This is a genomic window from Vibrio spartinae (assembly GCF_024347135.1).
In the GTDB taxonomy this organism is placed as follows: Bacteria; Pseudomonadota; Gammaproteobacteria; order Enterobacterales; family Vibrionaceae; genus Vibrio; species Vibrio spartinae.
This window is the reverse complement of sequence record NZ_AP024907.1, coordinates 50,326-70,737: the sequence shown is the minus strand read 5'-3', so window position 1 is coordinate 70,737 and position 20,412 is coordinate 50,326. Positions and strand designations below refer to the sequence as shown.

The 20,412-nt window shown below is 50.7% G+C and carries 16 protein-coding genes and 1 riboswitch; of the genes, 11 read left to right on the top strand and 5 right to left on the bottom strand.

Annotated elements, in window-relative coordinates:
• From tssI to OCU60_RS00300, 3 genes are all read right to left on the bottom strand, one after another.
• On the bottom strand, positions 1-3,015 hold the full coding sequence (tssI, locus tag OCU60_RS00310; RefSeq protein ID WP_074374039.1) for a type VI secretion system tip protein TssI/VgrG: 3,015 nt from the start codon (positions 3,013-3,015) through the stop codon (positions 1-3).
• A 618-nt stretch (positions 3,016-3,633) separates the two neighbouring features.
• Positions 3,634-3,891 carry a hypothetical protein gene (locus OCU60_RS00305; protein WP_074374038.1) on the bottom strand — a complete coding sequence of 86 codons (258 nt, stop codon included), beginning with the start codon at positions 3,889-3,891 and terminating at the stop codon, positions 3,634-3,636.
• Between the two features lie 108 nt (positions 3,892-3,999).
• Positions 4,000-4,554 carry a TMEM165/GDT1 family protein gene (locus OCU60_RS00300; protein WP_074374037.1) on the bottom strand — a complete coding sequence of 185 codons (555 nt, stop codon included), beginning with the start codon at positions 4,552-4,554 and terminating at the stop codon, positions 4,000-4,002.
• 125 nt (positions 4,555-4,679) lie between these two features.
• Here OCU60_RS00300 and OCU60_RS00295 point away from each other — a divergent pair, with 125 nt between their 5' ends.
• The 10 genes from OCU60_RS00295 (at position 4,680) to atzF (ending at position 18,212) form a co-directional block, all read left to right on the top strand.
• Entirely contained in the window at positions 4,680-4,823 is a 144-nt protein-coding gene (locus OCU60_RS00295; RefSeq protein ID WP_159439483.1) for a hypothetical protein, read from the top strand.
• Between the two features lie 110 nt (positions 4,824-4,933).
• On the top strand, positions 4,934-5,857 hold the full coding sequence (glyQ, locus tag OCU60_RS00290; protein ID WP_074374036.1) for a glycine--tRNA ligase subunit alpha: 924 nt from the start codon (positions 4,934-4,936) through the stop codon (positions 5,855-5,857).
• Positions 5,858-5,871: 14 nt separating this feature from the next.
• Complete coding sequence (glyS, locus tag OCU60_RS00285; protein WP_074374035.1) at positions 5,872-7,938, top strand: glycine--tRNA ligase subunit beta; 2,067 nt, start codon at positions 5,872-5,874, stop codon at positions 7,936-7,938.
• A 363-nt stretch (positions 7,939-8,301) separates the two neighbouring features.
• A riboswitch (guanidine-I (ykkC/yxkD leader) is annotated at positions 8,302-8,399 on the top strand.
• 71 nt (positions 8,400-8,470) lie between these two features.
• Positions 8,471-9,547, top strand: coding sequence for a putative urea ABC transporter substrate-binding protein (locus OCU60_RS00280; RefSeq protein WP_074374034.1), 1,077 nt, complete (start codon positions 8,471-8,473; stop codon positions 9,545-9,547).
• A gap of 50 nt (positions 9,548-9,597) precedes the next feature.
• Complete coding sequence (locus tag OCU60_RS00275) at positions 9,598-10,419, top strand: ABC transporter permease (protein WP_074374033.1); 822 nt, start codon at positions 9,598-9,600, stop codon at positions 10,417-10,419.
• A gap of 4 nt (positions 10,420-10,423) precedes the next feature.
• Positions 10,424-11,242: an ABC transporter ATP-binding protein gene (locus OCU60_RS00270; RefSeq protein WP_205410515.1), complete on the top strand. Its 819-nt coding sequence runs from the start codon at positions 10,424-10,426 to the stop codon at positions 11,240-11,242.
• 8 nt (positions 11,243-11,250) lie between these two features.
• On the top strand, positions 11,251-12,048 hold the full coding sequence (locus OCU60_RS00265; RefSeq protein WP_235862206.1) for an urea amidolyase associated protein UAAP1: 798 nt from the start codon (positions 11,251-11,253) through the stop codon (positions 12,046-12,048).
• On the top strand, positions 12,048-12,689 hold the full coding sequence (locus OCU60_RS00260; protein ID WP_074374032.1) for an urea amidolyase associated protein UAAP2: 642 nt from the start codon (positions 12,048-12,050) through the stop codon (positions 12,687-12,689). Before OCU60_RS00265 ends, OCU60_RS00260 begins: the two co-directional genes overlap by 1 nt.
• An 88-nt stretch (positions 12,690-12,777) precedes the next feature.
• Entirely contained in the window at positions 12,778-16,431 is a 3,654-nt protein-coding gene (uca, locus tag OCU60_RS00255; protein WP_074374031.1) for an urea carboxylase, read from the top strand.
• Positions 16,431-18,212, top strand: coding sequence for an allophanate hydrolase (atzF, locus tag OCU60_RS00250; protein ID WP_074374030.1), 1,782 nt, complete (start codon positions 16,431-16,433; stop codon positions 18,210-18,212). Before uca ends, atzF begins: the two co-directional genes overlap by 1 nt.
• Before the next feature lie 82 nt (positions 18,213-18,294).
• On the opposite strand, the gene OCU60_RS00245 is transcribed toward atzF, so the two are convergent.
• Positions 18,295-18,468: a hypothetical protein gene (locus tag OCU60_RS00245; protein ID WP_159439482.1), complete on the bottom strand. Its 174-nt coding sequence runs from the start codon at positions 18,466-18,468 to the stop codon at positions 18,295-18,297.
• Between OCU60_RS00245 and OCU60_RS00240 the strand changes: the two genes are divergently transcribed.
• Positions 18,467-19,741, top strand: a complete 1,275-nt coding sequence (locus OCU60_RS00240; protein WP_074374029.1) for a valine--pyruvate transaminase — start codon at positions 18,467-18,469, stop codon at positions 19,739-19,741. The two genes, OCU60_RS00245 and OCU60_RS00240, sit on opposite strands and share 2 nt — an antisense overlap.
• Positions 19,742-19,832: 91 nt before the next feature.
• Here OCU60_RS00240 and OCU60_RS00235 read toward each other — a convergent pair whose 3' ends face one another.
• Positions 19,833-20,339: a GNAT family N-acetyltransferase gene (locus tag OCU60_RS00235; protein WP_074374028.1), complete on the bottom strand. Its 507-nt coding sequence runs from the start codon at positions 20,337-20,339 to the stop codon at positions 19,833-19,835.
• Between the last annotated feature and the right edge of the window lie 73 nt (positions 20,340-20,412).

The following is a 20,412-nucleotide window of genomic DNA, read 5'->3' as shown; positions in this document are numbered from 1 at the left end:
CTACATCATCTCCATCGTCAATTTGATAGATACAGGCAAACACTTAATATCTGAAAAAAGGAGTAAGTCTCCACCTTTGCCAGATTGTTTCCGATAGCGATTAAAATCCTGATTCCCGAATGCTTTCGCTATACCCAACTGAAGGTTCCATCCCGGAAGGTGCCATTCCATATTGACACTATTTAACATACCACCAACGGGATTTAACCCCATTCCTTCAAAGTCCCAATGACCCAGGTACTGGTTACCGATAAAATCAAACGTATCTCGCATATAGAGGCCAACTTCTTTAACCGTCACCTGATAACGCTTTTCTGTAATCTGCTCTATACACGCTTTCGTTATTGCTGCATAAATAGCAAAATTACCCAGTGATCCATATAAATCATCGACCTCACCAAAATCATATCCTATGGATGCCAGTTGAAATTGCCAATCAGGATGCAAAGATAGGGGATCAGGATCGTTATCTAACTCATGAGGAAATTTCAGTTCCGGCTGACGACTGATAAGTTTTTTTATTTTATCGCGTTGGATCCTTTGTGCATTGGGAGTATCCAACCTTTCCGAAATTGTTTTCAACGCATCTTGCACACGAGGGAACATGGCTAACCATTCCCAGGGGAAGAGTGTCTTGTTAATATATTTTTCAGGAAAATTAATCGGCTTTATCACTCCGGTTTTTTCATCTTGCGCCATCTCTCTTGCTGGTAAACCAAACCACAACTTCATCACCGCAGCAGATTTGGGCCAATTCAGTTTATCTTTCATGACTGCCGGAATATCTGTCACTTTAAATTCACGATCTTCGTCATTTTCCACTGTGGTTTGGTTCAGAGTTCGACTTTTCCCATCATTGCCTCCGGTATTTTTTGCAGATAAAGCCGTCGCCGCCCGAAGCTGCTCTGCGGCTTCACATACTTCACACACCGGCTCATTGCCGGTCAGTGCTTTAATCTGCGCTTCCTGTAACACCGGATTGGCGATGGTTTTGGCTTCTGCTGCTTTCAACAGCGGTGACATGGCCGTTTCACTCGCTGTAAATGACGGTGCCTGCGCCTGCGTCGGTGGTGTCAGTGCTTTGAGGAGATTCGGCATGGTGGACGGCTGACCGCCGTAACCGGAGCCACTGCCCGCACTGCCGCCGGAGTTGAGGTTGATGGCGCCGCTGACCACATGCACACCGCCCGCATCGACTTTGATAAAGCTGCCCCCGACTTTGACGGTGATTTCATTACCGGCATCGAGCACCACGGCATTACCGGCCTTGAGATGTACTTCGCTGCCGGAATCAACAATGGTTTTCTGGCCGACTTTCTGATGCAGCGAGGCATCGGTTGCAAGGGTGAGGTTTTGTTTGATGGCAGTGCGCTGCTCACCGTCGATGCTCAGGTGGTCGTTGACCTGCACATGGCTGTAACGGTCATTTTCAACCGTGAGGTGGCGGTCATGCTTCATCTGAGTGGTGCTGTCGTTTTCAACCAGCGCTTCGTAGTCTTTCTGCGCGTGGAGGTAAATCTTCTCGCTGCCGGACTGGTCTTCAAAACTGAATTCATTGAAGCCGGTGCCCTGATGGGTCTGGGTGCGAATCACGGTTTTGGTTTTGTTATCCGGCAGGGCATAGGGGGGCGTGTTGGTCGCATGATAGGTGCGTCCGGACACCAGCGGCTGGTCCGGGTCCCCGTTGAGGAAGGTGACAATCACTTCGTGGCCGATACGGGGGATCGCGACCATGCCATACTGTGCGCCTGCCCAGCCTTGCGCGACGCGCACCCAACAAGAGCTGTGCTCATCTTCATTGCTGTAACGGTCCCACGGGAAGGAAAGCTTCACCCGGCCGTGTTCATCACAGTAGATTTCTTCACCTTGCGGCCCGACTACGGTGGCGACCATCGGGCCGTCCACTTGTGGTTTAGGGTGTGGCTGCATGCGCCACAGCGTTTCATTCGGAATCACGGTAAACTGGTTGCTGTAGGTAGTGGCACCGCTGCCACCGGACTCTTCCAGTGCTTGTGGCTGACTGCCCTGATGGTCAATCCCGACAATCAGCCAAGGGCGGTTCATTGCGCTGTCCAGATGGTCGGCCAGGGTGAATACCACCCCGGCCTGAAGCTTGGCTTGGTTACTTTTGCCCGATGCGGTGTGACTGTTCCGGCGCAGATGTTCCAACCGAATCTGGCTGAAGGCTTTGCCGCTGGCATCATCTTTATACCGTCCCGGTGCGTCGTAGTACTCGTAGTCCGGCAACTGGTAGGCCATCTCACTGCCAAGGGCCGACTGTTTAAAGTTGTAGGCTGGTTTTTTAAAGCTGTAATCCTGCATGGCGACTTCCGTCACCGCGGATTGTTTGGTCTCGCTGATGGCGGAAACATAGGGGGTATCCGCGACGCCACCGGACAGCACGTTATAGGGGACCGTGCCATCAAGCTGGGTAAATCCGGCCGTATTGTCGGTGACCACCAACGTGTGTTTTTCGGCCTGATGGCTGAAGGTATACATCAACCCTTCTTCTGCCGCCAATCGGTGGAAGAATGCTAAATCCGTCTCCCGATACTGAACACAGAACTCGCGCGGCGCGCATTCCCGTTTGACGGAGAAGGCGTAGTCGGTGATGTTCATTTCCTCAAGAAGAATCGCCAGAATCTCAGGGACGGTTTTGTGTTGGAAAATCCGGCTGTTGTGGCGCAAAGAGAGCCGCTCAAGGGCAGGCACCAGTGTCAGGGAGTAATAGGTGTGATGGTGGCCGGTATCACCGCGGCTGAAGCTGCGCACAATGCCGTGGACTTGTTGCACGACTTCACCATCGCGGATGACTTCTAAGACGGCGGTCGTATCGACCAGTTGCTCGGCACTGATGCTTGAATTGCGGCTGGCGAGCTCGATTTGGTAGCGAAAGCCGTAGACCGGGTTGCCCTGTGCATCCAATGAATCAGAAACAGATTCATGTCCCTGATAGTCACGAACCACCAACGCTTCACCGACACCACTGACAAGACGGAAGTTCAAAGTCCCCATAGTTTTTACCTAGCATTGTTAAATAAACGAATGATTAAGATTGATGAATATGAATGCTCTGTCTGAGTGTGGATGCGTTTATACCCAAATGACCTCAAAGTGAACTCGCCCTTCGGGAGTGCATCTTGAGGTTACCTGGGGATATTTATCTGTTTATTTTTGCAAACGAAAACAGAGCCGGAGGCTATTATAACGAAACCGCCATATGAATCTTGATGAATTTGAAAATTAATCCGGTCGGATGAAGAGGGAAAGTATTTTTCTGGAGGAACATCTCAGTTCTGGGGGGCATCATTTACCTTCACAATTCATCCCCCTGAGCAGCCTTACTTTTGCGACAGTATGAACATCATCAGACAGTATGAAATATAAAAGGGCAATGTATAACATTGTCGCCCACCAGCCAGTGAGCGACAAGACCATCAAAGCATTGCCTGACAGGCATCAGACAATTAAGCTTCGATTGGTTTACGCCAGTTGTCAGCACCTGAAGTACCCGCGTTAACGGATACAAGCAAGATCTTGCCCAGTGAGCAAAACTTGCCCGAAAGAAGTGGAACAGCTATCACCGAAGCGTTTTATGTTGAATACCACTTTCATGTTGAATACAACGAAGCATCACAGCTCCTTCTCATCCTGATAATGATGTTGCAGTTTTTCCATCTGCTTTTTCAGGGAACGAATTTCCTGATGCAGCGGCACAAGATGAAAAATATGAATCCAAGATTCAACGATCAACCCCATCAGGATGAGCGCGCCGACAACCATCGGTAGCCACATATCGGTTAATATCATCCCCAATACAGTCAAAATAAAGCCAAATGAATACAAGTAGAATTGGCTTTTCAAGCTCATGCCAGTGTAACGAACTAACATACGCCACTCCCTTTGTTGACGATCCTAACATCACAGTAGCATGAGAATCATGAAGCATGTATGTCAGATATCACGCTTGTCACCGATATTGTTCGCCGATGACCCGACTCAATATAAAATCGCAACGCCAGCCAAACCAACAAACAAAACTGCCGTTATTTTCCGAATCAGATCCAGCGGTAATCGATCTGCTGAGAGTTTGCCGATCAATACAACCGGCACATTGGCAATCATCATCCCAATGGTCGTTCCCAAAACGACCCAGAGCAAACCATCGGCAAATTGAGCGCCTAACACCGACGTTGCAATCTGCGTTTTATCCCCGATTTCCGCAACGAAAAACGCAATAAAACTGGCAACAAACGGGCCCCGGCTCGAACAGGCACCATCATCATCCATTTTATCGGGGATCAAGACCCAGCCCGCCATGGCTAAAAAGCTGGCAAATATCACCCATTTCAAAATATCCGGAGAAAGGTATTCGGCAACGACGACGCCCAACCAGGCCGCGAGGGCGTGATTAACCAGTGTTGCAAGGAAGATGGCACTAATAATCGGCAACGGCTTGCGATAGCAGCTTGCCAACATCAATGAAAGAAGTTGTGTTTTATCGCCGATCTCTGCCAGCGTTACCGTTGTGATTGATATGGCTAAAATATTCACGACATGCTCTCGGGGCAGGACAATGAACCATAGACAAACATCGCACCCTACCCCTAGTACTGCGATCTTTGTCTAAGGTCTTGCTAAACTCGTATGAGCCTCGAACGCCACGGTGATGGGCACCAATGATGTTGACGAACGAACCGGTGACATTGCCGCAGAACTATCCGATTCCGGGCCAATGGCGTGGTAAGCTACTCCCCAAAGACGCAGCGATTTTAACGGGCTTATGTACGGAAAACAAGCATCGTATCGGTTTTATGTCGTGAAAAGAACAATGCACAACAATTAAACAAGATTGCCCCTACTCGATAGGTCAATATATCGGTATAATTCAACGTTATTTTTCATGATTCAAACAACTCGCGCGAACCCGACTATGCAAACAAACTATGATATCAAAACCTTTCAGGGGATGATCCTCGCGCTGCAGGATTATTGGGCCCGTCAAGGATGTACAATTGTTCAACCTTTAGATATGGAAGTCGGTGCAGGCACATCTCACCCGATGACTTGCCTGCGCGCCATTGGTCCTGAGCCAATTGCGACCGCCTATGTGCAGCCTTCCCGCCGTCCGACCGACGGTCGCTACGGTGAAAACCCGAACCGTCTGCAACACTATTACCAGTTTCAGGTGATGATCAAACCGTCACCGGATAATATTCAAGAGCTTTACCTCGGATCGCTGAAAGCACTGGGGGTTGATCCGCAAGTTCACGACATTCGCTTCGTCGAAGATAACTGGGAAAACCCGACCTTAGGTGCCTGGGGACTCGGCTGGGAAGTATGGCTGAACGGTATGGAAGTGACCCAGTTTACTTATTTCCAACAAGTCGGTGGTCTGGAGTGCAAACCCGTCACCGGTGAAATCACTTACGGTATAGAACGGCTGGCAATGTACATTCAGGGCGTTGATTCCGTTTATGATCTCGTCTGGACGGACGGTCCGCTGGGTAAAGTCACCTACGGCGACATTTATCATCAAAATGAAGTCGAACAGTCTACCTATAACTTTGAACATGCTGATGTGGACTTCCTGTTCACCTTCTTCGATCAGTGTGAAAAAGAGTGTCAGCATCTGCTGGAACTAGAAACGCCACTCCCGTTACCGGCTTATGAACGCATTTTAAAAGCAGGACATGCATTTAACCTGCTCGATGCACGCAAAGCGATTTCTGTGACAGAACGTCAACGCTACATTTTACGCATCCGTAATTTGACCAAAGCAGTCGCAGAAGCTTATTACGCATCTCGTGAAGCGTTGGGCTTCCCAATGTGCAAAAAGCAAGACCAACAGGCATAAGGGGAGAGAAAAGCATGGCTAAAGAACTTTTAATTGAACTGGGAACGGAAGAACTCCCACCGACACAGCTTCGCACACTGGCTGAAGCGTTTTATCACAACTTTCAAGCCGAACTGAAAACCGCTGACTTACCTTTCGAAGCGATGCAGTGGTACGCGACACCGCGTCGTCTGGCACTGAAAGTGGCTGGCTTAGCAGAACAGCAACCGGATAAAGTCGTCGAAAAACGCGGTCCGGCAGTGGCGGTCGCATTTGATGCTGACGGTCATCCAACCAAAGCGGCTGAAGGCTGGGCGCGGGGTAACGGGATTACGGTTGCACAAGCAGAGCGGCTGACAACCGATAAAGGCGAATGGCTGCTGTTCAAGCAAGCGGTCAAAGGTCAGTCGGCAAAAACACTGATTGTTGAACTCGCTGCCAAAGCACTATCAAACTTACCGATTGCCAAACCCATGCGTTGGGGCGACCAAGACACCCAGTTTATCCGTCCGGTCAAAACCCTGACGATTTTGCTGGATGAAGCATTGATCGAAGGTGAAATCCTCGGCGTTCAATCTGACCGCGTCATTCGCGGCCACCGGTTTATGGGTGAACCCGAACTGACCCTCGAATCAGCCAGCCAGTATCCAGACATTCTGCAACAACGCGGCAAAGTGATTGCAGACTATGAAGCTCGCAAAGCAACGATCATCGCTGGTGCACAAAAAGCCGCAGCAGACGTGGGTGGAATTGCTGATTTAGAAGAAGACTTGGTTGAAGAAGTTGCGTCACTGGTCGAATGGCCAGTCGTTCTGACCGCGTCTTTCGAGGAAGAATTCCTCAAAGTCCCTTCAGAAGCGCTGGTTTACACCATGAAAGGTGACCAGAAGTATTTCCCGGTTTACGACGTCAATAAAAACCTGTTACCGAAGTTTATTTTCGTCTCCAATATTGAGTCGAAAGAACCACGTCACGTCATCGAAGGCAATGAGAAAGTTGTGCGTCCACGTCTGGCTGACGCAGAGTTTTTCTTTAACAATGACCGCAAACGTCCGCTCATTGATCGTCTGCCAGAACTTGAAACGGCAATCTTCCAGAAACAACTGGGCAGCATCAAAGATAAAACGGACCGGATTGCCGTATTGGCGGCTTACGTTGCCAAAAGCATCGGTGCCGATGTCGAGAAAGCAACCCGTGCAGCACTGCTGGCAAAATGCGACCTGATGACATCAATGGTATTCGAATTCACCGAGACGCAAGGCATCATGGGGATGCACTATGCGCGTCATGACGGTGAAGCCGAAGAAGTGGCACTGGCACTGAATGAACAGTACATGCCACGCTTTGCCGGTGATCGTCTGCCAAGTAATGCGATCTCTTCCGCAGTCGCGATTGCCGATAAGCTGGATACCATTGTCGGTATTTTTGGGATTGGTCAGGCACCGAAAGGATCCGACCCATACGCATTACGTCGGGCATCATTGGGGATTTTGCGGATTATCGTCGAAAACGGCTATCAGTTAGATTTGGCTGATTTAGTTGCCGAAGCCACGGCACAATTCGGAGATAAGCTGACCAATGCCAATGTCGGGCACGATGTCATCGAATTTATGCTCGGTCGTTTCCGCGCTTGGTATCAAGATGAAGGCTTCAGTGTTGATGTCATTCAGGCGGTGTTGGCTCGTCATCCAACCAAACCGACTGATTTCGATCAACGTGTGAAAGCCGTCTCTCATTTCCGCACTCTCGATGCAGCGGATTCACTGGCTGCGGCGAATAAGCGCGTCGGTAATATTTTGGCTAAGTTTGACGGTCAACTGGCAGAAAGTGTCGACCTCGCTTTACTTCAAGAAGGCGCTGAAGTGGCACTGGCAGAAAATGTCGCGGTGCTGAGTGAAGCACTGGAACCCGCATTTGCTAACGGTGATTATCAGTCAGCATTAAACCAGTTGGCAGCTCTGAAAGAGCCGGTTGACGCGTTCTTTGAAGATGTCATGGTCATGGCGGATGATGAAGCGCTGAAAATCAATCGTCTGACACTGCTCAACGACTTACGCAATCTATTCTTAGAAATTGCTGATATTTCGGTATTGCAGAAATAATCAGTTCAGACAAAGATAATGTCCGCAAAGCCCTGTTCATTCAGGGCTTTTTTGTTGACCATCCCCCAAAGTGGTTCGAATAGAAAATAACTCTGACAAAGAAATGGTTCTAACCGAAAATGAATCTAACAAAAAATGCATTTCACAAGAATTCATTTAACAAAAATTTATTTAACAAAAATTCATTTAACAAAAAGAGTGCAAAAACGCACCAATGCGGTGCCCCCCGACCAAAGTCAACCCAACACACCAACTATAACCATTTGTTATTCATATCAATTAATCTGTTGGCATAGCCTTTGCTTTTTTCTTTCGTTAGTTGCGAAGAGCATAATGCAGTAGTATTTCGAACATACAATTAGTCAAATAGATATCTAGGGTTCCGGCTGCCACGGCAGCGACTGGTCCGAGAGATATCAACCTCAACGGAGGTCACACGGCGGGACAAAAGCCCGGGAGGCCAACCAATAAATATTATTGGTTATGTCTCTGATGCGCTTGTTCACCCGATGACCCACAGTGGAGGTGGTCTATGAAATTGTTCCTGAAACCGTATCTCACGGCCCTCGTTTTATCTGTCACACTCGTTTCTTCTCTTACCCTTTCTCGTTCGGTATCTGCCGAAGAAAAATCACAATTTACGTTAGCATGGTCGATTTATGTTGGCTGGATGCCATGGGATTACGCTGATTCATCCGGCATTCTGAAAAAGTGGGCCGATAAATATGGCATTCAAATCAATGTCGTTCAGGTCAATGACTATGTTGAATCGATCAATCAATACACCGCAGGACAGTTCGATGCAACCGTCATGACCAATATGGACGCCCTGACAATTCCGGCTGCCAGTGGCGTTGATTCGACCGCGTTAATCGTCGGTGACTTTTCCGCGGGCAATGATGGCATTGTCTTAAAAGGTGATCATAAAACACTGGCCGACATCAAAGGTCAGAATATCAATTTAGTCGAACTCAGCGTGTCGCACTATCTGATGGCCCGGGCACTCGAAGTCGTGGGTTTATCAGAACAAGATGTCCATGTCGTCAATACCTCTGATGCTGATATTGTCGCTGCCTATCAAACACAGGATGTCACATCGGTCGTAACTTGGAACCCGTTGCTGAGCGAGATTACTGCACAGCCCCACACATCACTGGTCTTTGACTCAACGAAAATCCCCGGTGAAATTATCGACCTGCTGGTCGCCAATACCCAAACCTTGCGAGACAACCCTAAGTTTGCCAAAGCCCTGACAGGTGCGTGGTATGAAGTGATGTCAGTGATGAAATCGCCGCAAGCCGATGCAGCCAAAACCATGATGGCTAAAGCATCCGGCACCAATCTGGCGGGTTATAACACCCAATTGCAAGCGACCCAAATGTTCTTCTCTCCTGCTGATGCGGTGCAATTTACCGACAGTGATTCATTGATGGAAACCATGCAGAAAGTCGCGCAGTTCTCTTTTGATCACGGTCTGCTGGGCGACGGCGCGCCGGATGCCTCCTTTATCGGCATCGAAACACCTGCCGGTGTGTTCGGTAATGCTGACAATATCAAGCTCCGCTTCAATTCGACCTACATGCAAATGGCTGCCGAACACAAGCTGTAATCATGTAACACCGACTGTCGCACCGAACCAACTGTGGATCTGGAGTAGTTATGACTCGACTCATTAACCGGAAAGCATCACCATTACTGCGTCTGATATTAGGGGCTTTACCCTTTATAATCGTCCTTATCATCTACTTTGTCGCTTCAGATGCACGCCTGAGCGTCAATCCGGCAGATAAACTATTGCCCTCTTTCAGTCGTTTTGCCACCGCGGTTGAACGGATGGCATTCACACCGAGCAAACGGACCGGCGAGTATCTGATGCTCAACGATACGCTCGCCAGCCTGCAACGGCTTGGAATCGGTGTCGGATTGAGTGCGTTCATCGGTCTCTGTTTTGGGGTCGCCAATGGTATTCTCCCCTTATTCAGGTCTTCGTTATCACCTTTCGTGACGACGATTTCCCTGATTCCACCGATGGCGATCCTCCCTATCCTATTCATCATGCTCGGGCTGGGAGAGCTTTCCAAAGTAACCCTCATTGTGATTGGTATCTGCCCCATCATCATTCGTGATATTCAGTTAAAAACCCAGTCACTCCCAGAAGAACAACTGATCAAGGCACAGACACTGGGAGGAAATAGCTGGCAAATTATTGTCCGCGTGATTGTCCCGCAAATCCTGCCGCATCTGATCGATGCCGTCCGGCTGACACTCGGCAGTGCCTGGCTATTTCTGATTGCTGCCGAAGCGATTGTTGCCACCGAAGGGCTGGGATATCGGATTTTTCTGGTCCGGCGTTATCTGTCTATGGACATCATTCTGCCTTATGTCGTGTGGATTACTCTGCTGGCTTTTGTCATGGACTGGCTGCTCAGACAACTCTCCCGACGGCTCAGCCCTTGGCATCACCAGACTCAGGGAGGCTAAACCGATGAAAGAACCGATGCTGCAAATCCGTAATCTGTGGAAAGAATATGACGATAACATCGTCCTTGAACGGCTCAACCTCAACGTCAATGAAGGAGAATTTATCAGTATTGTCGGTGCCTCCGGCTGCGGTAAAACGACCTTTCTCAATCTGTTACTGGGCACTGAGTGTGTCAGCCGCGGAGAAATTCGGCTCGATGGTCAACCGCTCCGGCAAGAGCCCAGCGTCGAGCGAGGCATTGTTTTTCAGAAATACTCGGTCTTTCCTCATCTGACGGTACTGGAAAATGTCCTGATCGGGCTGGAATTTGGCAGCACTCAGTTAAGCGGCCATTGGTTGGGACGGATGTTTGGCCCCCAGCGACAACAGGCTCAGCAGCAGGCGCGCAGTATGCTGGCACAAGTCGGGCTGAGCCATGCTGAACATCAGTATCCCCACCAGCTTTCCGGGGGGATGCGTCAACGGCTGTCCATTGCTCAGTCACTGGTCAAACAGCCACGCATTCTGTTACTGGATGAACCATTCGGGGCACTGGATCCCGGCATTCGTAAAGACATGCATGAACTGGTACGGAAACTATGGCAGGAGCAACATCTGACGGTATTCATGATTACCCACGATTTGAGCGAAGGTTTCCACCTCGGCAGCCGGGTCTGGGTTTTCGACCACCCGCGCCTCGATCCGCAGTCACCGGAACGCTATGGCGCACAAGTCACCTTTGATATTCCTTTACATAAAACCGCGATCCAATCCGCCCAGACACCTCATCTGCTGACTGAACATGTCAGTACGATGGTCCAACCGATTCCTGATGCAATCTGAGGAACGCTATGATGCCTAATGAAAAGAGACCGAATGAACCCATGCTGTCTGATACAGAACCGACTCAACCTTCAGCACCAGAGGTTATTTTTACCGAGACCATTCCCGGTGCATCGCACTGGTCGATGAAAATACCACGCGGCTATACGCTGACCGCGACCGATATCGAAGGTGGTGCGAATCTGAGTGTGCTGTTTTACAACCCGGAAAACCTGCTCGAACGCTATAATGCACCAGATACGCTCAAATGCCAGCACACCTTTAAACTCACTGCGGGTCACTGTCTTTACTCTGATATGGGGCGGATTTTTTGTCGCATCGTGCATGATGATACCGGTTGGATCGATACCGTCTGTGGGGTCGCCAATAAAGCCAAAGTGACTCAAAAATGGGGAGAGCGCACCTATCAAACTGACCGCAACCAATGGAAACAGAACGGCTATGATGCTCTGTTGGTTGAAGTCGCCAAATATGGTCTCGGCAAACGGGATCTGGCTGCCAATCTGAATCTGTTCAGTCAGGTGCGCACCGATACCGCCGGTCACCTCATCTATGAGGAAAATCACAGCCGACCCGGAGACTCGATAGCCCTAAATTTCGAGATGGAAACATTGGTCATCCTGACGACTTGCCCGCATCCGCTCAACCCGGCTTCAGAATATCCGTTTAAGCCGGTACAACTGACACTGACCCCATCCGGTGAAACCGCCACGCTGGCTGACCCCGAACACGGAAAAGATGAAAATCAACGCGGTCTTGAAAATAACCGCCGCTACCACTGCATATCCCCTCAGGAGGCACTCTGATGATAACTGAAAGTCCACGACGCGCTGAAGATGCATGCCGCCGGGATACCGTTCCGGCCGGTGATTACTACATGAAAGTCGTCCATCAGGGACAGACGGTCCGCATCCTCGATCTGGAAGGCAATCAGGCTGCGGATACACTGTTTTACAATGCCAACAACCCCGCGGAGCGCTACAGCGCTATCGATACGATTCGCGAACAAGGCAATGTCTACCTGACAGCCGGAAGCCGGATTCTCTCCGATCAGGGCAATTTGATGCTGGAAATTGTCGCCGATACGTGTGGCCGCCACGATACATTGGGTGGTGCCTGTGCGACCGAGAGCAACACGGTGCGCTATGCCACAGACAAAAAATGTATGCATGCTTGCCGTGACAGTTGGTTGCTGGCGGTCAGCGAACATGAAGAATTCGCGATGACCAAACGCGATATTACCCACAATATCAATTTCTTTATGAATGTGCCGATCACCGAGTCCGGCGGTCTGACTTTTGAAGACGGTATCAGTGCGCCGGGTAAATATGTCGAACTGAAAGCAGCGATGGATGTCATTGTGCTAATTTCTAACTGTCCGCAATTGAACAATCCTTGTAATGCCTACAATCCAACCCCGATAGACGTATTGGTCTGGGACGCCTGATCCCTGCCTGTCTGAAGATCTGAGCCGGGGACGACCCCGATGCAGCTCACAATACCACCGGGACGACCCGACAATAACGGAATCACTTATGTTGAATAAGGTATTGATTGCTAACCGCGGTGCGATTGCCTGCCGGATAATCAGAACGCTCAAGCAGATGAATATCACCAGTGTCGCGGTATACAGTGAAGCAGATGCTGAAAGTCTGCATGTCCTTCAGGCTAACGAAGCCTACTCTCTCGGAGAAGGCGCTGCGGCCGCGACTTATCTCGATCAGCAAAAAATCATTGCGCTGGCGAAATCCTGCAAAGCGGATGCCATTCATCCCGGTTACGGTTTTCTGAGTGAAAACCCGGCATTTGTCACCTTATGTGAACAGTCCGGTATCACTTTTCTCGGCCCGACACCGGAGCAAATGACGACCTTTGGTCTGAAACATGCCGCCCGGGCGATTGCCTCACAAGCGGATGTGCCGCTGCTGCCGGGCAGTGATCTCATCAGCCATCTCGAAGATGCCCAAACACAGGCCGAACAGATCGGCTATCCGGTGATGCTCAAAAGTACCGCCGGAGGCGGCGGGATCGGGATGCAGCGCTGTAATCATGCCGCAGAGCTGGCCCAGTCGCTAGACTCAGTCCGACGACTCAGCGAGAACAATTTCAGTCACAGCGGTATTTTTTTAGAAAAATTTATCGAACAGGCCCGCCATATTGAAGTTCAGATTTTCGGCGACGGACAAGGACAGGTGATCGCGCTCGGTGAACGGGACTGCTCGGCACAACGCCGCAACCAGAAAGTCATCGAAGAAACCCCGGCACCCAATCTGAGCGAGACCACACGTCAGGCGCTGCGCCAGACCGCGATTCGGCTGGCAGCCGCTGTCAACTACCGCAGTGCCGGAACCGTTGAATTCGTCCTTGATCAGCAAAGTGAACAGTTCTATTTTCTGGAAGTGAATACCCGTTTACAGGTCGAACATGGTGTCACAGAGGAAGTCTTCGGCATCGATCTGGTCGAATGGATGGTGCAGCAAGGCGCAGGCACCCTCGACTTATCAGCATGGCAGCACGACCAACAGCCTGACGGTCATGCGATTCAGGTGCGCCTTTATGCTGAAGACCCGAATAAAAACTTCCAACCCAGTGCCGGTTTAATCAGTCACGTCGAGTGGCCGCAACTGCCGGGTGTCCGTATCGAACACTGGATCGAAGCCGGTGTAGAAGTCTCCCCGTACTTTGATCCGATGCTGGCAAAAATCATCGTCCACGGTGCAAACCGTGCTCAGGCGCTGGCCCGAATGACACAAGCCCTCAGTCAGATCAGTCTGTATGGCCCGACCCATAATCAGTGTTATCTACAACAACTGATTCAGACGCCACGGTTCCAAGACGGTCAGATGCTGACCCGCAGTCTGGATCACTTCGTTTATCAACCGCATACCGTCGATATTCTCAATGGCGGCACCCAGACCACGATTCAGGACTACCCGGGGCGTCAGGGGTACTGGCATGTAGGGGTACCGCCATCGGGGCCGATGGATTCCCTCAGCTTTCGGCTGGCAAATCAGTTGCTGCACAATGATGACCATTGTGCCGGACTGGAAATTATTGTGACCGGTCCGACCCTGCGGTTCAACATGAAGAAACAGATTGTCCTGACCGGTGCGACAATTCAGGCCACGCTGGATGATCAACCGCTGCCAATGGGGATGGTCACTCAAGTGAATGCCGGACAAACCTTACGGCTCGGTAAGATTACCGGTCCCGGAGCCCGGAGTTATCTGGCCGTTGCCGGTGGTTTTCAGTGTCCGGATTACCTCGGCAGCAAATCAACATTTACCTTAGGTCAGTTCGGCGGTCATACCGGACGCGCCCTACGCAGCGGCGATGTGCTGCAACTCGATCCGTCGCCGTCCGTCAGCACACCGGAAAAAGCCACGGTACATCCGGCGGCACTGCCGGTACTGTCCGATAGCTGGCAGATTCATGTTATGTATGGCCCGCATGGTGCACCCGATTTTTTCACGGATGATGATATTCAGGCATTCTTTGCTGCCAGTTGGACGGTGCATTTCAACTCCAGCCGGACCGGTGTCCGTTTAGTCGGCCCGAAACCAGACTGGGCGCGCCCGGACGGCGGAGAAGCAGGGTTGCACCCGTCAAACATTCACGACAATGCTTATGCGATCGGCACCATCGATTTTACCGGTGATATGCCGGTCATTCTGGGACCAGACGGCCCCAGTCTAGGTGGATTCGTCTGCCCGGCCACCGTGATCAAAGCCGATTTATGGAAAATCGGTCAGCTCAAAGCGGGAGATAAGGTTCACTTTGTGCCGGTCACTCTGACCGAAGCAGAAGATGCCGAACGGCGACAACATGCTCAGATCCGCCAGTGTCAGGTTGAACCTTATTCATTGACACCCGTACCGCCAGACACCCCGGTTGTGGCTAAAATTCCGGCATCAGCCAATCAGCAGCAGGTCATCTACCGCCAGTGCGGTGAAGATTTCCTGCTGGTGGAATACGGGCCTCAGATATTGGATATCCGTCTGCGTTTTCGCGTGCACGCGCTCATGCTCAAGCTGGAACAGTGTCAACTCTCCGGTGTTCACGAGCTGACACCGGGAATTCGCTCCCTTCAGATTCACTATGACAACCTGCATCTGCCACGCCAACAACTGCTCGACACGCTGATCGAATTAGAGCAACAACTTGGTGACATTGATCAATTAACCGTCCCGGCGCGGATCGTTCACCTGCCTCTTTCTTGGGATGATGAAGCGACCCGGCTGGCGATTCGTAAATACGAAGAAGTCGTCAGGAAGGATGCACCGTGGTGTCCGGATAATATTGAATTTATTCGCCGGATTAACGGCCTTAAGTCCGTTGATGACGTCAAACAGATCGTCTTTGATGCCAGCTATCTGGTCATGGGACTGGGCGATGTTTATCTCGGTGCTCCGGTCGCAACACCGCTGGATCCGCGCCATCGACTGGTAACCACCAAATACAATCCGGCCCGCACCTGGACACCGGAAAACGCGGTCGGTATTGGTGGATCGTATCTGTGTGTGTATGGAATGGAAGGTCCGGGAGGTTACCAGTTTGTCGGACGAACCCTACAAATGTGGAACCGCTACCGAACCACCCCTTATTTCCAACAGCCTTGGCTGTTGCAATTTTTTGATCAGATTCGCTTTTATCCGGTCAGTGCTGATGAGTTACAAACCATTCGTCGCCAACATCCGCGCGGACAATATCCGTTAAAGATAGAAACAACTACCTTTTCACTAGCAACGTATCAAACGCTGATCGACAACAATGCCGATACGATAGCGCAGTGCAAATCCCGTCAGCAGGCGGCTTTCGAAGCCGAAAGACAGCGCTGGGCCGACAGCGGTCAGGCGAATTTTGTTGCGGAAGATGTCACGTTAGACACCACGTCTGAACACTGGGTACTCGATGAAGGCTGTGAAGCGGTGGAAAGTCACGTCACCGGTAATATCTGGCAAATACAGGTCCAACCCGGCCAAACCGTGGCAACAGGCGAGACGATTGCTGTCCTCGAAGCGATGAAAATGGAGCTGGAAGTCGCCTCACCGATCAGCGGTACGGTTGAAACCATTTGCCACACTGCGGGGTCACCGATTCAGGCAGGCCAGCCCATTTTAACCATTCGTACGGCTGATTCAGCCAGTTTAACGACTCATTCTGTTTCAAGCAGTAAGGAAGCGAACTGATGACCATCCTCACCATCACACAATTACAGGCGGCGTACCGCTGCGGAGAACGCTCGGTACGTCCTTTTTTACACCAACAACTGAAGCTGGCTCAGGCTGACTCACATCATGCCTGGATCAGTACACTCACTGCAACACAACTCGATCAATACCTCGATGCGTTGTCAGCCTATGATATCGATGATCTCCCACTGTACGGTGTTCCTTTCGCCATCAAAGACAATATCGATCTGGCCGGTCTCGCGACCACTGCCGGGTGTGAAGCGTATCGCTACCATCCGGAAGACTCTGCTTTTGTGGTCGAACGCCTGATTGCTGCCGGTGCGATTCCGCTCGGGAAAACCAATCTCGATCAGTTTGCAACCGGACTGGTCGGAACCCGCAGTCCGTGGGGAGCAACCACCAACAGCTTCAATCCCGAATATATTTCCGGCGGCTCAAGTGCAGGCAGTGCTGTGGCTGTAGCCACCGGTCAGGTTCTGTTTGCGTTAGGTACAGATACCGCAGGTTCCGGTCGGGTACCGGCTGCTTTCAATCATATTTACGGGCTCAAACCCACCAAAGGGCTGCTCAGTTGTCGTGGCGTGGTGCCAGCCTGTCGCAGCCTCGACTGTGTTACTTTCTTTACCGCTCATGGTGAAGATCTGGCGCTGCTGCATCAAGTCGCAGCGAGCTATGATCGTCAGGACAGCTACGCCCGCCCGGATGTTCATCCTCTCCATTCAGCGCCGAAAACCACGTTTCAGGGGTTACGAATCGGTGTGCCGCAAGCGGAACAATTGAATTTTTTCGGCAATCAGGCTTATCAGCTCGGTTTCGAACAAGTCATCGAGAAGCTGACAGCGCTTGGTGCAGAACTGGTTCCCTTTGATCTATCTCCGTTTCTCGCTGCGGCCAGACTACTGTATCAGGGGCCGTGGGTTGCTGAGCGTTATGCGGCCATTCAACCGTTTTTCGAACAGGATGCCTCACGTTGTCTGCCGGTGATTCAAACCATCATCGGTCAGGCAGAACAGTTGTCAGCCGTTGAAACCTTCCAAGGGTTCTATCAACTGCGGGATTACCAAGTGACCTGTGATGCCCTGCTAGATGATGTGGATGTTGTGCTCACACCGACCGCAGGGACCACCTATACGATTGAAGCCGTCAATCAGGATCCGGTGACACTCAACAGCAATCTCGGTTACTACACCAACTTCATGAATCTGCTTGATTACAGTGCAATCGCAATCCCGGGTGGATTTACCGACGCAGCAATGCCGTTCGGCTTTACGCTGTTCGGCCCCGCATTCTCCGACAGAATCCTGATGGATCTGGCCTGTGAATGGCAACAACGCATTCGTTTACCCGTCGGGGCCAGTGGTCTCTATCCGCCTCAGAGTTCACACCTTGACCTGCTGGTCTGTGGGGCTCATATGCAGGGGTTGCCCCTCAACCACCAGCTCACCAGCGTTGGGGCGACCCTCAAACAACGCACTCAAACAGCGGCAAGCTACCGCTTGTATGCGCTGGCTGGCGATCCGCCGCAACGTCCCGGCCTCATCCGCAATGAAACCGAAGGCACCATGATTGACGTTGAAGTCTGGTCTGTGCCGATAGAAGCAATCGGTGCCCTGCTCGACCAGATTCCACATCCGCTCGGTTTAGGAACCGTTGAGCTGGCTGACGGACTCTGGGTCAAAGGATTCATCTGCGAACCCATCGGCCTCAGTCATGCAACAGAGATTAGCCACTTTGGCGGCTGGCGACATTATCTCGATGCACGCTCAAATCAAGCGTAAGCCTCAATGCAGTTAATCGGCACACCCTGAAAGCCCCGACTCGGTGCTGGAGAGAAATAAACAGGTAAGAGTTGCTTTTCAATTAAAAATCATTACGGTTAAAGTATTGTGTGCTTGTGAAATCAATGGTCCTAACGAAATTGATGGCCATAGCGAAATTGATGGTGGAGATGCCAGCACCATACTGATGCACCGGCATCATTTCCGGCAACGAAAAGCGATTCTTTCCTATAAAAATATCAGGTAACTCAGTCATGCCGTTCTCTTCGTTTGGTGAAAAATTTAACCGCTATTCAGGTATCACTCGGCTCATGGATGATCTGAATACTGGCCTCCGCACACCGGGTGCCATTATGCTGGGCGGCGGAAACCCAGCCGCCATTCCAACCATGCTCGATTATTTTCATCAGGCGAGTCAGTCGCTACTTGATAGCGGCGAACTGGTTGCCGCAATGGCAAACTACGATGGTCCGCAAGGGAAAAATACCTTTCTGCGCTCACTGGCGGCGCTGCTCAGAGAAAACCTCGGTTGGGCGATTACGGAAAAAAACATTAGTCTGACCAATGGCAGCCAAAGCAGCTTTTTTCATCTGTTCAACCTACTGGCCGGGAAACAACCGGACGGTTCACATAAGAAAATCCTGCTGCCGCTGGCTCCGGAATATATTGGTTACGGGGATGCCGGTATTCATGAGGATATGTTTATCTCTTACCGGCCAGAAATCGAAATGCTTGAGCATGGTCTGTTTAAATATCATGTCGATTTCGAACAGCTGCAAGTGGACGACTCGATTGCCGCGATCTGTGCGTCCCGTCCGACCAACCCAACCGGCAATGTGCTGACGGATGAAGAAGTCCTCAGGCTGGACCAATTAGCCCGTCAGCATCATATTCCACTGATCATCGATAATGCTTATGGGTTGCCATTTCCGAATATTATTTTTGAAGATGTCACCCCGTTCTGGAATGACAACACCATTCTGTGCATGAGTCTGTCGAAACTCGGTTTACCGGGCGTCCGCTGCGGCATTGTGATTGCCAATGAAGCAGTCACCCAAGCAATGAGCAATCTTAGCGGCATTATTAATCTTTCCCCCAGCAGTATTGGTCCGGCAATCGCCAATCATATGATTGAACAAGGCGATCTACTACGCCTCAGCGCAGATGTGATCCAACCGTTTTACCGGCAAAAATCCCAATACGCTATCAAGCGGCTCCAACAGGCGATTCCTGATCCGCGTTTTCGGATCCACAAACCGGAAGGCGCGATTTTCCTCTGGTTATGGTTCGACGAACTCCCGATCACCACGATGGAACTCTATCAACGCCTGAAAGATCGGGGTGTACTGATTATCCCCGGTGAATATTTCTTCATCGGCCAGCAACAAGAGTGGCAACATGACCACCAGTGCTTACGAATGAATTATGTACAAGACGACCAGCAGATGCAGAAAGGCATTGCCATCATCGCAGAAGAAGTTGCCAAAGCATATCGGGAAGGTGTTTCAGTCAATAAAGACTTAACCTAGAGATATCGTCAGGTTGATTGGGACCATCATGGCAAGACGGTTTGGTCCCGATTGATAGCCATGGCGATATCGGAGGTTCAGGTTGACGCTGCTAAGACGTTTGTTCAGTCTCTGTTTTATAAACTGACATCCCCCGCGCCTGATAGTTTGCCAACGCATGTTCGTGGTCAAGCGTGCAGGTGTGAACCCAGACCCGCTGCGGATTACCCCAGTGCCATGCAGACTGAAGAGCATGAGTCAGTAAATAACCGCCAAAACCATGCCCCATAAAATCAGGCGCAAGCCCAAAGTAAGCAATTTCAATATTCCCGTCAGCCTGCTGCTTGAGTTCGTAATAACCGGCAATACTTCCCTGACTTAAAGCAAACCAAGTTCTCAGGTGTGGCGATTCCGCATATATCTGCCATTCCTGATCAGAAAGCGCGAGTTTATCCCACCACTGCCACGGCTCACCGACTAACTGATAAAGATACCGATTAAAACGGTAATTCTTCACTTGCGCTTCAATGACCTCAAACCCTTCCGGTTTGGGCTTTTCATTCAACGCCGTCAACGCGTGCATTTCAAGATAGTATGTGGCGACTTCCTGTGCTTTCATTTCAACTCCGTTGATCAAACTGCTTGCTGACCGACTGATTGTATCAAAACTATCAGAAAGAGTTTGGTCCCAT